The organism is Thalassolituus alkanivorans (assembly GCF_020447205.1).
Taxonomy (GTDB): domain Bacteria; phylum Pseudomonadota; class Gammaproteobacteria; order Pseudomonadales; family Oceanobacteraceae; genus Venatoribacter; species Venatoribacter alkanivorans.
Genome location: NZ_JAJAEL010000012.1, coordinates 48,709 through 62,566 on the forward strand (window position 1 = coordinate 48,709; position 13,858 = coordinate 62,566).

The 13,858-nt window shown below is 55.3% G+C and carries 12 protein-coding genes; 7 read left to right on the plus strand and 5 right to left on the minus strand.

The genetic code is table 11. The features are described from left to right. Position 1 precedes the first annotated feature (1 nt). Positions 2-2,281, plus strand: a complete 2,280-nt coding sequence (gene ptsP / locus LGT44_RS08020; protein WP_145467031.1) for a phosphoenolpyruvate--protein phosphotransferase — start codon at positions 2-4, stop codon at positions 2,279-2,281. 24 nt (positions 2,282-2,305) lie between these two features. Here the strand turns inward: ptsP and LGT44_RS08025 are convergent, their stop codons facing one another. The 3 genes from LGT44_RS08025 to LGT44_RS08035 form a co-directional block, all read right to left on the minus strand. After that, positions 2,306-2,851: a DUF882 domain-containing protein gene (locus LGT44_RS08025; protein WP_225691407.1), complete on the minus strand. Its 546-nt coding sequence runs from the start codon at positions 2,849-2,851 to the stop codon at positions 2,306-2,308. 171 nt (positions 2,852-3,022) lie between these two features. After that, positions 3,023-4,804 (minus strand): L,D-transpeptidase family protein, encoded by a 1,782-nt coding sequence (locus tag LGT44_RS08030; RefSeq protein ID WP_186435798.1) that lies wholly within the window; start codon positions 4,802-4,804, stop codon positions 3,023-3,025. A gap of 216 nt (positions 4,805-5,020) precedes the next feature. Continuing rightward, positions 5,021-5,782 carry an NRDE family protein gene (locus tag LGT44_RS08035; RefSeq protein ID WP_230331361.1) on the minus strand — a complete coding sequence of 254 codons (762 nt, stop codon included), beginning with the start codon at positions 5,780-5,782 and terminating at the stop codon, positions 5,021-5,023. 112 nt (positions 5,783-5,894) lie between these two features. Between LGT44_RS08035 and LGT44_RS08040 the strand changes: the two genes are divergently transcribed. The 6 genes from LGT44_RS08040 to LGT44_RS08065 all read left to right on the plus strand — a co-directional run bounded on the left by LGT44_RS08040 (position 5,895) and on the right by LGT44_RS08065 (position 11,523). Next, positions 5,895-6,683 carry a sulfite exporter TauE/SafE family protein gene (locus tag LGT44_RS08040; RefSeq protein WP_328296341.1) on the plus strand — a complete coding sequence of 263 codons (789 nt, stop codon included), beginning with the start codon at positions 5,895-5,897 and terminating at the stop codon, positions 6,681-6,683. A 69-nt stretch (positions 6,684-6,752) separates the two neighbouring features. Beyond that, positions 6,753-7,562 (plus strand): prolipoprotein diacylglyceryl transferase, encoded by an 810-nt coding sequence (gene lgt / locus LGT44_RS08045; RefSeq protein WP_145467022.1) that lies wholly within the window; start codon positions 6,753-6,755, stop codon positions 7,560-7,562. Next, positions 7,559-8,353, plus strand: a complete 795-nt coding sequence (thyA, locus tag LGT44_RS08050) for a thymidylate synthase (protein WP_230331362.1) — start codon at positions 7,559-7,561, stop codon at positions 8,351-8,353. The genes lgt and thyA overlap by 4 nt, the downstream gene beginning before the upstream one ends. 160 nt (positions 8,354-8,513) lie before the next feature. Continuing rightward, positions 8,514-10,205 (plus strand): putative bifunctional diguanylate cyclase/phosphodiesterase, encoded by a 1,692-nt coding sequence (locus tag LGT44_RS08055; RefSeq protein WP_230331363.1) that lies wholly within the window; start codon positions 8,514-8,516, stop codon positions 10,203-10,205. 102 nt (positions 10,206-10,307) lie between these two features. Next, a complete protein-coding gene (locus tag LGT44_RS08060) occupies positions 10,308-10,823 on the plus strand; it encodes a dihydrofolate reductase (RefSeq protein ID WP_225691410.1) in 516 nt (171 codons plus the stop codon). 316 nt (positions 10,824-11,139) lie between these two features. Beyond that, positions 11,140-11,523 carry a hypothetical protein gene (locus LGT44_RS08065; RefSeq protein WP_230331364.1) on the plus strand — a complete coding sequence of 128 codons (384 nt, stop codon included), beginning with the start codon at positions 11,140-11,142 and terminating at the stop codon, positions 11,521-11,523. 74 nt (positions 11,524-11,597) lie between these two features. Here LGT44_RS08065 and LGT44_RS08070 read toward each other — a convergent pair whose 3' ends face one another. Both LGT44_RS08070 and LGT44_RS08075 read right to left on the minus strand, forming a co-directional pair. Beyond that, on the minus strand, positions 11,598-13,226 hold the full coding sequence (locus tag LGT44_RS08070; protein ID WP_230331365.1) for an acyl-CoA synthetase: 1,629 nt from the start codon (positions 13,224-13,226) through the stop codon (positions 11,598-11,600). A 221-nt stretch (positions 13,227-13,447) separates the two neighbouring features. Then, the gene (locus tag LGT44_RS08075) at positions 13,448-13,795 is read right to left on the minus strand and encodes a DUF962 domain-containing protein (RefSeq protein WP_230331366.1); all 348 of its coding nucleotides are present in this window, start codon (positions 13,793-13,795) and stop codon (positions 13,448-13,450) included. Positions 13,796-13,858 lie beyond the last annotated feature (63 nt).

Genomic DNA, 13,858 nt, shown 5'->3' on the forward strand with positions numbered 1-13,858 from the left:
TATGCTTGATATTCTGAGACGCATTGTACAGGAAGTCAGTTCTGCAACCGACCTGAGCGATGCTCTGAAAGTGGTTGTGGCACGTATCCGTGCGGCCATGAATACCGAAGTGTGCTCAGTCTATCTGTTTGATCCGGAAAGTAAGCGTTATGTGCTGATGGCTACTGAAGGCCTGAAGCAGGAAGCGGTTGGCCGGGTCAGCCTCAGCTCTTCGCAGGGTCTTGTCGGCCTGGTTGGTTCGCGCGAAGAGCCGATCAACGTCGATAACGCGCCGACTCACCCACGTTTTCACTTTTTATCCGAGACCGGTGAAGACCCCTTTCTGTCTTTTCTCGGGGTGCCGATTATTCACCATAAACGCCTGATGGGCGTGATGGTGGTGCAACAGCGCGACAGCCGTCAGTTTGACGAAAGCGAAGAAGCCTTTCTGGTTACTATGTCGGCGCAGCTGGCTGGTGTTATTGCCCATGCCGAGGCCACCGGCAATATTCTCGATATCCCTTCCGCAACCAGCGAACGCAAGAAAAGCACCCGTTTTAACGGCGCGCCCGGAGCTCCCGGGGTTGGGCTCGGCCAGGCTTTTGTGTTGTCTCCCGCGGCCGACCTCAGTGGTGTGGTGGATAAAGAGGCGGAGTCGATTGATGACGAGATTGTGCGCTTTGATCTCGCCCTGGAAGCGGCCCGTGAAGAAATCCGTATATTAGGCGAGAAACTCAGCAGCGAACTGCGCCCGGAAGAGATGGCGTTGTTTGATGTATATCTGAATATGCTGGATGACCATGCGCTTGGCGCAGAGGTTAAAGCACGTATCCGTGACGGCAACTGGGCGCAGGGCGCATTACGCCAGGTGGTCATGCAATACGTTGGTCACTTCCAGCTGATGGAAGATGTGTACCTGCGCGAGCGCGCCACCGATATCATTGATCTGGGAACCCGTATTCTCGCTCATCTGCAGGGCAGTGATGCGCACGCGCAGGAGTACGATTTTCCTGCCAATACAATTCTGGTCAGTGAAGAGCTGACACCGGCGATGCTGGGTGAGGTTCCGCCGGGCAAGCTGCGTGGTCTGGTATCGGTTAAAGGCTCATCCAACTCGCATGTGGCGATTCTGGCCCGGGCGATGGGGATTCCTACGGTTATGGGGGTTGTGGATGTTCCCTACGCCCAGCTGCATGGTCTGGAGCTGATCGTTGACGGTTACCGCGGACAGATATTTTCCAGTCCTAACGATGAACTGCGTGAGCAGTATCAGGCGATCTTTGATGAAGAGCAGGCGCTGCAGAAAGACCTGCAGGTGCTGCGCGATGAACCGGCCGAAACCCTCGATGGTCACCGTATTCCGCTGTGGGTGAATACCGGCCTGATTACCGATGCAGTACGCAGTCTCGAACGTGGTGCAGAAGGTGTTGGCCTGTACCGCACCGAAGTGCCGTTTATGATGAAAGACCGCTTTCCCAGCGAGAGCGAGCAGCAGAAGATTTACCGTCAGCAGCTGGAAACCTTTGCCCCGAATCCGGTAACGATGCGAACCCTGGATATTGGTGGTGACAAAGCTCTGACCTACTTCCCGATCAGTGAGGCTAATCCGTTTCTGGGCTGGCGTGGCATTCGCGTAACGCTCGACCACCCGGAAATCTTTCTGGTACAGATCCGCGCCATGCTGAAGGCCAGTGAAGGGCTGAACAATCTGCGCATTATGCTGCCGATGATTACCAGCGTCAGCGAAGTCGACGAAGCATTACACCTGATCTACCGCGCCCATGCTGAAGTTCTGGAAGAAGGCTTTGACGTCGAAATGCCCCAGGTCGGAGTGATGATTGAAGTCCCGGCAGCGGTTTATCAGATCCGTGAACTGGGCCAGCGGGTGGATTTTCTCTCTGTCGGCAGCAACGATCTGACCCAGTATCTGCTGGCCGTGGACCGTAATAATCCACGGGTGGCTGATCTTTATCAGGCCTTTCACCCGGCGGTGCTGAATGCACTGAAGATGATTGCCGATATGGCGCACGAAATTGGCAAGCCGGTGAGTGTCTGTGGTGAGCTGGCCGGTAACCCACTGGGCGCTGTATTGTTGATGGCAATGGGCTATGACATGTTGTCGATGAACGCCACTAACCTGCCCAAGGTTAAATCGGTAATTCGCGGCATCAGTCGTGAATGGGCTGATCAGTTGCTGGCAGAGGTGCTGCAGATAGAAAGTGCGCCGGTTATTACCGCCACCCTGCAGTTATCGCTGGAGAAGGCTGGTTTCGGCCGTATTATCGGACCAGGGCGTAACTGATACGCCCTTTCTTTTAAAGCCTGATCAGGCTGTCCAGTGCCGGGTGCGTCCGGTATCAATATGAACGAAACCACTCTTCGGGTAATACCCAACACCACCGTTGCCCATGGCCAGTGCGGCGCGGTGCAGATGGCGGTGTGAAACACCGGGAATACGGATATCAATGGCACGTCCCTGCATATGCAGACTGTGCTCGGCGACGCCTGAGCTTGTATAGCGCAGGCTGGCGTTGGATTCGGGGGCACGATAACCGGAAATCACATACAGCGGTTCATGGCTGGCGAACAACTGCTGCAGTTGGTACATGTTCTGATACAGCTCTCGCTGCATGGCCATCACCTGATCGCGACGGTGATCGCGTACCAGAATATCCAGAGATTCCACACCCTCGTCGATATAACGGCCATTCGCCCAGAAAGTACTGGTGGTGAATTCACCGGTATGAATGTTGTACAGGCGCAGAGTACGTTCTTCCTGTTGCCCGGCGAATGCGCGGGTACTACTCAGGCCGGTAATACCTGCCGCACCAAGGCAGGCTGCCTGCTTCAGAAAGTGACGTCGTTGCAACATGGTGAATAGTCTCCGCTACATCTGGTTATTCAGTGTTGTATGGCTATGGGCGGAGTATGCCAAACACCTGCCAAAAGAAACGGGCATCCTTAGACAAAAACACATAACGCTACATTTGTCATACTGAATAATGTAACTGGCTGACGTTTGGACGCCACTTGCGAGCGAAGGTTACAGGCTGACAGCAGGATTGGTAGGCGGCAGGCCGGCGATCAGATCGCGGTTGTAGACATCGTCGCGCACCTGCAGATTACCGTCCTGATCAACCCAGGTAGTCCAGTACATCAGATAGACCGGTACATCATCCTGCAGGCGGATGCGGGTAGTGCGGTTCTGGTCGATGGCAGCATCGATATTGTGGCGGTTCCAGCCCTGCTGTCCGCGCAGCAGTTTTTCGGCCAGTAATCTTGGTTTTTCCACCCGCACACAACCTGAGCTTAAGGCGCGGTTGTCTAGGTTAAACAGCTGCGGCTGTGAGGTATCGTGCAGGTAGATGTCTTTATCGTTGGGGAACAGGAATTTGATAGAACCCAGCGCATTGTCATCGCCGGCTTTCTGCACCAGACGGTAAGGAAAGTTACTGGCGCTGACTTTATTCCAGTTAATGGCATACGGCGAAATAAACTGGTCAACACCATCGACCCGGCCGATCACCTGATAGCCTTTCTCTTCCAGATAACCCGGATTGCGGCGAATTTTCGGCAGCAGGCTGTTTACCGCAATACGTTTGGGTACCGACCAGGTCGGAGCCAGTTCCAGTGTGCTGATTTTCTGTGCCATAACCGGAGTCCGGCGCTGCAGGTTACCGATAATGACTTTCATATCCAGCTCAACTGAGCCACCGTTTATCAGCTGCAGGCTGTAGTCAGCCATATTCACCATGACATGGCGCTGGCCAAGATCCCGTGGCAGGTGGCGCCAGCGTTTCATATTCAGGGCGACTTTCTGTGCCATCTGGTAAGGCGGAATATTCAGCCATTTCAGCGTATTGGCATCCAGTTCACCGCTTTCGGGTAAATGATGACGTTTCTGGAAGTGGCGCAAGGCGTCAGCCAGAGCACTGTCAAACAGGAACTCCGGACGGCTCAGATCATGTGGCTCATCTTCGGCGGGTGCGCGGGTGCGTTCTTCGGCATCTTTAAACAGCCAGGACAGGGCACCTTTCTGCAGGTCGCCATACTGCCCCAGCATCCAGCGCAGATGTGGCACCAGACGGTGACGTTCATTATTTTTCAGCTGCAGGTTATCCGGCAGCGGATACCAGCCACCGGAGTTGGCAATGGCTAAGTAACGGTTCAGTTCTTTGCGCAGACGCAGGTAGCCGGGATGAGATGGTGTAAGAGTTTCAACCAGAGCGTCCAGCTCGTTGCGGCGGATGGAGTCATTCAGCAGGTCGATGATCTGTTCTTCACTGAATTGTCCGGGCTTGCTGGCAGCCGACACTTTGCGGATCGATGGGTGGTCGCCCTCACCGGTATCCGGTAGCAGCTCAGCGTTCAGAGCCTGCTGGGCGTAAGTAATGAAAGCGTCGGTCAGCAGTACTTCAACCGCAGTGGCTTGTTTGGGAATATTCGACAGACGGCTGGTTTCGCGTTCGAGGGTGGCCAGTTCGTAGCCGTAGTTGCGCCAGTCGTCGGCGGCGGTTTCGCGCAGTACCTGCAGCAGTTCGCGCCCGGCTTCGGTCAGTTCAAAACTGTTCATCCATACCGGCTGATAATCGCGGCGCAGGTAAAAAGGTTCGATGCTCTGCACATGTTTCAGCCGCACTTCTCCCGCCACATTGCGCGCGGATTCGATTAACCAGTGCTCCATATACTTCTGCGCCACCTTCGGCGGCATATAGGGCTTGGTATTAATGCTGGCTGCCAGAGCCGCAAACAACAGACCGATACACAGCAGGGCGATAAGGCCTGTCAGTGCGACGACGCGTTGCGGTTTCCGGGGTGTATTCATGCTGTTCATGCACGAAGTATGGACGCCAGATAAGCAAAATGTGACGGGAATCGCGCTACCGTTCGCAGAATTTTGTAAGCGACTGCAAACGGTCGTTCGATTGGTTTGCTGGGTGTCAAAAGAAACAACAACTTAGGTTTTTCTTTTGTAACAGGAAGACTGTTTAACGGATTTCTGGCGGCTAATTCTTTGTTCTTAAAGTGAGCAATTGTCTGCTCATTCAAGATCGACCGGCCAGGTAACCCGGCCGGCAATTCTGCCGTTACTGTCCCAGCTGAGCTCGGTTATTTCAACCCGTTCCTGCTGCGCCAGAATGCCACTGGAGCAGCGGGTGCCGTAACCCGGAGCATGGATAAACTGAGCAGAGAGTAAGCGCTCCCACTCCAGTGGAACCCCGGTTTGTGGCAGCTGATCGTCGGGGAAGGGGGAGTAATGATCAAGCAGTGCCGCCAGACTGGCGCTGCCACCCGGCTGTTGCAGCCAGCGCTGTAGTTGCGTCCGTGCCAGTTCGGTTTTCGGCCAGGGAGTATTCAGCCAGGCATTGCTCAGCGCGTGAATACCGGGCTCCAGCCGTTCCAGCCGCGGTTCGGGATAGTTGCTGGCATACCAGAGCTGGCTGCGGTTGCCGCACAGCAGATTAAACGGCGCGTAGGCATCGCCTTTCTCCAGTACGGCGCGCAGATATTTTTCCGGGTTGCGTGGCTCGCGCAGGTAGTTCAGCACCAGATGACCGCGTGACTGCGGCTCGGCTGGTCCGGCGCCGGGAGCGCGGATATTGGTCAGTGCGGCAAAGCGACCTTCTTTGGTGATACCAAGCCAGGTGCCGCCCTGCTGCAGATCGCGTCCGGCATACAGGCCCGGATACTCTTCCCACTCTTCCAGTGCGCTGGCCGGGCGGGGGTAGAATTCATCACGGTTGGCACTCAGGGTCAGCCACTGACTGTCCTGTGGTTGCCAGTTCAGTACGATCAGACACATAGGTATTTCCTGATAATGGTTACCGCAGGCACGCTCTGTTGCGCAGGCGCTGCCGACTTTGCCCGCACTTTAGGTCATAATGCCGCCCCCTTAAACCGGAATTTTCATAGCTATGATGACTTTTCTGCTGTTCCTGGCGGTTGGCTCCGTTGCCGGCCTGTTGGCGGGTTTGTTTGGCATTGGCGGCGGCATGGTGATTGTGCCGGTGCTGGTCATTACTTTTGCCGCGCAGGGGGTGAGCGAAACGGTGCTCACTCATATGGCTGTGGCTACGTCACTGGCGACCATCGTTTTTACCTCGCTCAGTTCTGTGCGTGAGCATCATCGTCAGGGAGCTGTGGACTGGACGCTGGTGGGTGTTATGAGTATCGGCATTGTGCTGGGCACTATGCTGGGCGTGTCTTTAATTACCGCTGTGCCGGGCCCGCTGCTGCAGAAAATTATCGGTGTCTTTGCCCTGTTACTGGCGGCGAAAATGTTTTTCGGGCTGGAACCAAAAGGCGCTGGTAAACGTCCAGGTAACCGGGGGCTGATTATGGCCGGTTCGGTGGTGGGTTTTGGTTCGTCCTGGTTTGGCATTGGCGGCGGTACTTTCACGGTGCCTTATCTGAGCTGGATGAAAATTCCCATGCGCCAGGCGGTGGCTACTTCGGCGGCCTGTGGCCTGCCAATTGCGCTGACCGGTGCCATCAGTAATGTTGCGGCGGGCTGGAATCATGCGGATTTGCCGGTATGGAGTACCGGGTTCCTGTACTGGCCGGCCATTATCGGCATCGTGCTGACCAGCGTGCCCTTTGCCAAAGTAGGGGCGCAACTGGCCCACCGTCTGGATCAGGCATTGCTGAAGAAGGGCTTTGCCCTGTTGTTGTGTGTGGTTGGTATTAAATTTCTGTTGTTTTAAGCGCATTTCATAAGGAGTTAAAAATAGGATGTTTTGCTTGAGCCTGACTGTTGTTGCAAGGAAGTCCGTATGCTGACGTATCCTGATATTGATCCTGTTGCGGTTGCGATTGGCCCGCTGAAAATTCACTGGTATGGCCTGATGTATCTGCTGGCGTTTGCTTCGGCCTGGGGCCTGGCTAATTACCGTGCCCGCCGTCCCGGATCAGGCTGGACGCCGGAGCAGGTGTCGGATCTGATTTTTTATGGCGCCATGGGGGTTATCCTCGGTGGCCGCTGCGGTTATGTGCTGCTGTATAATTTTCCGCAATTTCTGCAGGACCCTTTGTGGCTGTTGCGGGTATGGGAAGGCGGAATGTCGTTCCACGGTGGTCTGCTGGGTGTAATGGCCGCACTGGCGTGGTTTGGGCATAAGTATCAGAAGAACTTCTTCGACGTTGCCGATTTTGTCGCGCCACTGGTTCCGGTTGGTCTGATGTTTGGCCGTTTCGGTAATTTTATTGGCGGTGAACTCTGGGGCCGGGTGGCTGATCCGGCGCATGTGCCTTGGGCGATGGTGTTTCCACGTGCCGGCGAGCTGCCACGCCACCCATCACAGTTGTATCAGGCAGCATTGGAGGGTTTCCTGCTGTTTGTTATCCTCTGGTTTTATTCGTCCCGGCCACGGCCACAGAAAGCCGTCAGCGCCATGTTCCTGATTGGTTATGGCCTGTTCCGCACGATTGCCGAATTCTTCCGCGAGCCGGATGCACATATCGGTTTTGATTTATTTGGCTGGATGAGCCGCGGCCAGCTGCTCAGTCTGCCGATGATTGTTATAGGGATCATCCTGCTGGTTATCGCTTACCGCAGCCCGAAATCCGGAGAACAGAAAGTATGAAGCAATACCTCGATCTGATGCGCCATGTACGCCAAAACGGCACCTTTAAAGAAGACCGTACCGGCACTGGCACGTACAGCTGTTTTGGCTATCAGATGCGCTTCGATCTGAGTGAAGGCTTCCCGCTGGTAACCACTAAAAAGCTGCACCTGCGCTCTATTATTCATGAGCTGCTGTGGTTTTTGAGTGGTGATACCAATATCCGCTATCTGAAAGAAAACGGCGTCTCTATCTGGGATGAGTGGGCCGATGAAGACGGCAATCTGGGGCCGGTGTACGGCTCGCAGTGGCGCAGCTGGCCAACCGCCGATGGCCGTCATATTGATCAGATCACCCAGGTGGTGAACCAGATCAAAAACAATCCTGACTCGCGCCGCCTGATCGTCAGCGCCTGGAACGTCGGCGAAATTGAGAATATGGCGTTACCGCCATGCCATGCGTTTTTCCAGTTCTATGTGGCTGACGGCAAATTATCCTGCCAGCTGTATCAGCGCAGCGCCGATATTTTCCTCGGCGTACCGTTCAACATCGCCAGCTATGCATTGCTGGTGTATATGGTGGCGCAGCAGTGTGATCTGCAGGTGGGTGATTTTGTCTGGACCGGTGGTGACGTGCATCTGTACGCCAATCATCTTGAGCAGACTGACCTGCAACTGTCGCGTGAGCCTATGGCGCTGCCAAAACTGGTGATTCAGCGTAAACCTGACAGCCTGTTTGATTATAAATTTGAAGACTTCGTGATCGAAGGCTACGAATCGCATCCTCATATCAAAGCGCCGGTCGCCATCTGATCGGCCGTTGATCGGCTATCGCTCCGTTCCTGCCCTGGGCAGAGGCGGAGCAGACAGCCACCTCCGCTGTAACAATTCTTTTTTGTAATTCTCGTTGTCCGGCCGGACGCCGCAGCATGCTTGTCTATACTGAAGGCATCTTTGACTGCCGGTGCTGCTGGTGAACCCATTACTTGATAGCGAATTGCCGACACTGCTGCTGTTCAGTGCGGATGAGACACTGTCGTTACCGCCGTTGCCAGATGTCAGCCTGCAACAGATGTTATCCCTTGATGACATCTGTGCAGCCTGGCTGGAAGCGCAGCAGGGAGTGGTTTGTCTGTCCAGTAAGCGTTTTGACCGGCATCTGGAAGCTGCGATAGCGCGTGTGCGGCTGATGCTGCCAGAAGCGCCGCTGGTGGTTCTGCTTGAGCACCTTAGTGATGAAACCAGACTGATTGCCGCCGGTGTGCAGGAAGTACTGAGTTCGCATCAGGCACAGTCCGGCCTGCTGTTGCATGTGATGCAGATGGCGATGGCTCGCCGTCAGTACGACATTGATCAGAAACATGCCGCCCATCATGACCCCCTCACCGGGCTGGCGAACCGGGGATTGTTTCAGGACCGGCTGGATCATTGTCTGGTTCAGAGCCAGCGCCGTGGTCAGGATGTCAGTCTGCTGTTTGTGGATATCGACCGCTTCCGGGTAGTGAACGAACTGCATGGTCATCAGTTTGGTGATCTGCTGCTGATTGCCTGTGCGCAGCGCCTGCAGCAGACGCTGCGCCGTTCCGATACCGTTGCACGTCTGGGTGGCAACAGTTTCGCCGTGATTCTTGAAGCCAGTGGTGATCTGGAAAACGAGTCTATGAGTGCTGCCGTTGCCCATAAAATCAGTGCTGCTTTTCAGAAGCCTTTCAGCATTGGCGATGAAGAAATTTTCTCCACCGTCAGTATTGGTATCGAGCTGGCCAGCCGGGTCAGTTACGACGCCGGGCAGCTGGTGCGCCATGCTGAACTGGCCCTGCATCAGGCCAAGCGCGAAGGACGTAACGTCAGCTATGTGTTCTGCCACCGCAGTTCACCGGCAGACAAGATCCGCGTGGGTCTGGAGAGTGCGCTGCATCATGCGCTGGAGCGTGAAGAACTGCGCCTGGCGTATCAGCCTCAGGTCAGTGTCAGTGAACAGCGCTTTACCGGTGTTGAAGTGCTGCTGCGCTGGGAGCATCCGGTACTGGGTGATGTGTCGCCATCTATCTTTATTCCGGTGCTGGAAGAGACCGGACTGATCGAGCGTTTCGGTGAATGGGTATTACGCAATGCCTGCTGCCAATATGCTGATTGGCTGAGTCAGGGACTGGTGCCGGCAGACACTAAACTGTCGGTCAACCTGTCGCCACGCCAGTTCCGCCAGCGGGATCTGGCAGACAGCATTCAGCAGCTGCTGGCCGATGCCGGCCTGCCACCACAGAATCTGACGCTGGAGATTACCGAGAGCACGCTGATGTACAACCTGGACCATGGCGTACAGGTACTTAACCGCCTGCGCACATTGGGCGTATCGGTGGCGATTGACGATTTTGGTACCGGCTATTCATCTCTGGCCTATCTTAAAGACCTGCCCATCGACTACCTGAAAATCGACCGGATGTTTGTTAAAGACATCGTCACCGATAGCCACGATGCCGCCATTGCCAGCTCAATTATCAATCTGGCCCACAATCTGGGCCTGAAAGTGATTGCTGAAGGTGTTGAAGACAGTGAAATGCTCGATGTCCTGGCGGTTTTTGGCTGCGACCAATATCAGGGCTTTTTCTTTGCCCGGCCTTTGCCGGCTGATGATATCCCGCCGATGGTCGCGCGCTGCGCCTGACCATATCTGAAGCCAGCCGTGTCTGGAGGCCGACGTCGCCTGAGACCAGACGGAGCATAAGCGCAGTGGTATGATGGCGCTTTTGCACAACGGAAGCTGGCTGTGAAATTTTCCCTGATCGTCGCCCTCGCCGAAAACCGTGTTATCGGTATCGATAATAAGCTGCCCTGGTATCTGCCTAACGACCTGAAATACTTCAAACAGGTCACCATGGGTAAAACCATTGTGATGGGCCGCAAAACCTATGAAAGCATCGGCAAGCCACTGCCGGGCCGTACCAACATCATCATTACCCGTCAGGCCGGTTATCAGGCACCCAATGCGAACGACAGTGTAAAAGTGGTCGACTCGCTGCAGGCTGCCCGCGAACTGGCAGAGAGCATCGCGCTGATTAACGGTCAGGATGAAGCCATGATTATTGGCGGCGCCGAAATCTACAGCCAGGCGCTGACGCTGGTCGACCGTATGTATCTGACCGAAGTTCACGCCGAAGTCGAAGGCGATGCTTTCTTCCCCGAGTTTGAACGCAGTGCCTGGCAGGAAGTGGCACGCGAAGACTTCGCCGCCGAAGGCCCGAATCCTTATAACTACAGCTTTGTGGTGTATGAACGCGCCTGACCGGGTTTGAGCTGGGCTTGACCGGCTTCTGAATAGGCGCGCTGATTTGCTGCGCTGAACCTGATATCAATAGTTGCGTCTAATCCCCGCCGCCGGAGCCTGTTCCGGCGAAGGACGGGACGCCACTCATTTGTTTTATCTGCTGCACAATCCCCTGATTCTGGCTTTAGGTGTATCGCTACTGCTGCACCTGTTGCTGTTGGCTGCGCCGCTGCAGCGGGCAGTACAGCCAACAAAGCTTATGCCAGTGCTTAGTTTGCAACTGCGGTCTGCTTTGCCTGTGCCGACAGTCCCCGACAATGAGCCTCTTCAACGCGTGCCTGAACAACCCGCTACTCCTGCAGCAGAAAACCCCGCAGCTCCGGCACCTGCCGTACTGAATAACGCGCAGGAAACCTCAGAAAGCGCTGAACCTTTATTTATCTCGCCGCCGTTACTGCGTCTGCCGGCTGGCAATATGGATGCGGACTGGGGTGCGGAATTAAAAACTGTGCCTTTCGATCCGCGTCTGCGCCATCAGCTGGATGCAGTGCGCAGTGAACGGCCAGAGCCGCAACGTGATTTTATTGAAACCGGTGAGGCTGGCAGCCTTGCGCCACAGCAACGGCGTGTAGGTGACCATTGTTTTCTCTACAGCGAAAAAGATGCGCTGGATGAAGACAGCTTTGATGTCTGGTCGCCGGTAACATGCGCGCAGTAGTGTGATATTTCCGCAATAAAAAACGGGCCTCAGCTGAGGCCCGTTTTTATACGCTCGCGGTTAAATCCCGGGTATCAGGATTCTTTAGCCTGAGCGCGCAGAATAAACTTCTGGATCTTACCGGTAGAGGTTTTCGGCAGCTCGCCAAACACCACGTGACGCGGGATTTTAAAGTGCGCCATATTGGCACGGCAGAAATCCATAATCGCCGCAGCGTCTTCTTCGGCTCCCGGCTTCAGTTTAACGAAAGCACAAGGCGTTTCGCCCCATTTTTCATCCGGCTTGGCAACCACGGCGGCCTCTTCCACATCCGGGTGACGGTAAAGAATATCTTCCACTTCGATGGAGGAAATATTCTCACCACCGGAGATGATGATGTCTTTCGATCGGTCTTTGATTTCGATGTAACCATCTTCGTGCCATACCGCCAGATCGCCGGTGTGGAACCAGTCACCGGCAAAGGCTTCTTCGCTGGCGCGCGGGTTTTTCAGGTAGCCTTTCATCACGATATTACCGCGGATGAAAATCTCACCAATGGTTTCGCCATCGCGGGCAACCGGCTGCAGGTTATCCGGATCGGCAACCATCAGATCCTGCTGCATCGGGCTCTTCACACCTTGGCGGGCTTTCAGCGCGGCGCGTTCACCCGGCGTGCGCTCATTCCAGGCGTCGTCCCACTCACACACCACACAAGGACCGTAGGTTTCGGTCAGACCATACACGTGGGTTACTTTAAAGCCCATGGCTTCCATACCTTCGATCACGGCAGCCGGAGGCGCTGCACCGGCCACCATGGCGTTAACCTGATGTTCGATGCCTTCTTTCATCTCGGCTGGCGCATTGTTCAGCATGTTCAGCACAATAGGCGCGCCGCAGAAGTGCGAGACTTTGTGATCTTTAATGGCGCCATAAATGGCGTCGGCGCGTACATGGCGCAGGGAGACGCTGACACCGGCTGCAGCGGCGATGGTCCACGGGAAACACCAGCCATTGCAGTGGAACAGCGGCAGAATCCACAGGTATACCGGGTGCTTGCCCATGTCCCAGGAAATAATGTTGTTAGCGGCGTTAAGGTACGCGCCGCGGTGGTGATAGACCACGCCTTTCGGATTACCGGTGGTGCCTGAGGTGTAGTTCAGGGTGATGGCCTGCCATTCGTCCTGTGGCAGATCCCAGGCGAAATCTGCATCGGCTTTTTCCAGCAGCTGCTCGTAGGTCTGTTCGCCCAGCAGTTCACCGCCGTCAAAGTACGGGTCATCAACGGCGAGCACCATTGGCTTAACCGCCAGCAGTTTCAGGGCTTTGCTGGCCACGTCGCTGAATTCGCGGTCGACAAACAGAATGCGGGTTTCGGCGTGTTGCAGAATAAAGGCTACGGCCTCTGCATCCAGACGGGTGTTGATGGCATTCAGTACCGCGCCACACATCGGCACACCAAAGTGCGCTTCAAACATCGGGGGAATATTGGCGCACAGGAAAGAAACGGTTTCGCCGTGCTGGATACCCAGCGACTTCAGGCCAGAGGCCAGACGCACACAGCGCTCGTAGGTTTCGCCCCAGGTGTAGGTGGTGTCCTGATGAATCTGGGCGATGCGGTGCGGGTAAACAAAGGCCGCGCGCTGCAGATAGCTGATCGGCGATAAGGCGGTGTAGTTGGCCTGATTGGCATCCAGACCCATTTCATAAATGTTGTAGTGCTGCATACAGCCCCCGGATAAGCAATGAATACCGGCGCCTGACACACCCTTGTGCGTTGCGCACGCGATACATGCGGCGCCGGAGAAAGGCAGGCATTAAAAGCCCGCACCTTCTGGGTGTGAATGCGACATAGGTATAAATGGCTAGGTAGTTCTACGGATCGGGGGCTGGTGGCAGGAGGTGCCAGCGCGCCCCGGATTCAGGGCGCGACAGGAGAGGCAGTGGCTTACTTCTGCGGCATTTTCTGCTTGATGCGGCCGGTGAGGAAGTCTTTGATCATCACCCAGTCACCCATAAAGCTCCACAGCGGATACTTGAAGGTCGCTGGCTTGTTGTGCTCAAAAAAGAAGTGACCAATCCAGGCCTGACCGTAGGCGGCAACAAAGGCCAGCGGGATCAGTGAGTACTGACTGCTCCAGATGGCATAGCTGATGATGCTGATGGCACTCAGGGTGCCGGTATAGTGCAGCACCCGGCAGGTGCGGTTGGAATGCTCACCGAGATAAAACGGATAGAACTCCGCGAAGCTGCTGAACTCTTTGGCTGCCGGAGTGTATGCGGACTGCTTGCTCATGTTTACCTGCCTTGCCTGATGGCTTGTTATTAGTCGTTGTTGTTATGAGTTGTCTGATCTGTA

Excerpts from the sequence above, each read along its gene's own strand:
- ptsP (WP_145467031.1), top strand. The coding sequence starts at position 2 with ATGCTTGATATTCTGAGACGCATTGTACAGGAAGTCAGTTCTGCAACC.
- LGT44_RS08025 (WP_225691407.1), bottom strand. The coding sequence starts at position 2,851 with ATGTTGCAACGACGTCACTTTCTGAAGCAGGCAGCCTGCCTTGGTGCG.
- LGT44_RS08030 (WP_186435798.1), bottom strand. The coding sequence starts at position 4,804 with ATGAATACACCCCGGAAACCGCAACGCGTCGTCGCACTGACAGGCCTT.
- LGT44_RS08035 (WP_230331361.1), bottom strand. The coding sequence starts at position 5,782 with ATGTGTCTGATCGTACTGAACTGGCAACCACAGGACAGTCAGTGGCTG.
- LGT44_RS08040 (WP_328296341.1), top strand. The coding sequence starts at position 5,895 with ATGATGACTTTTCTGCTGTTCCTGGCGGTTGGCTCCGTTGCCGGCCTG.
- lgt (WP_145467022.1), top strand. The coding sequence starts at position 6,753 with ATGCTGACGTATCCTGATATTGATCCTGTTGCGGTTGCGATTGGCCCG.
- thyA (WP_230331362.1), top strand. The coding sequence starts at position 7,559 with ATGAAGCAATACCTCGATCTGATGCGCCATGTACGCCAAAACGGCACC.
- LGT44_RS08070 (WP_230331365.1), bottom strand. The coding sequence starts at position 13,226 with ATGCAGCACTACAACATTTATGAAATGGGTCTGGATGCCAATCAGGCC.
- LGT44_RS08075 (WP_230331366.1), bottom strand. The coding sequence starts at position 13,795 with ATGAGCAAGCAGTCCGCATACACTCCGGCAGCCAAAGAGTTCAGCAGC.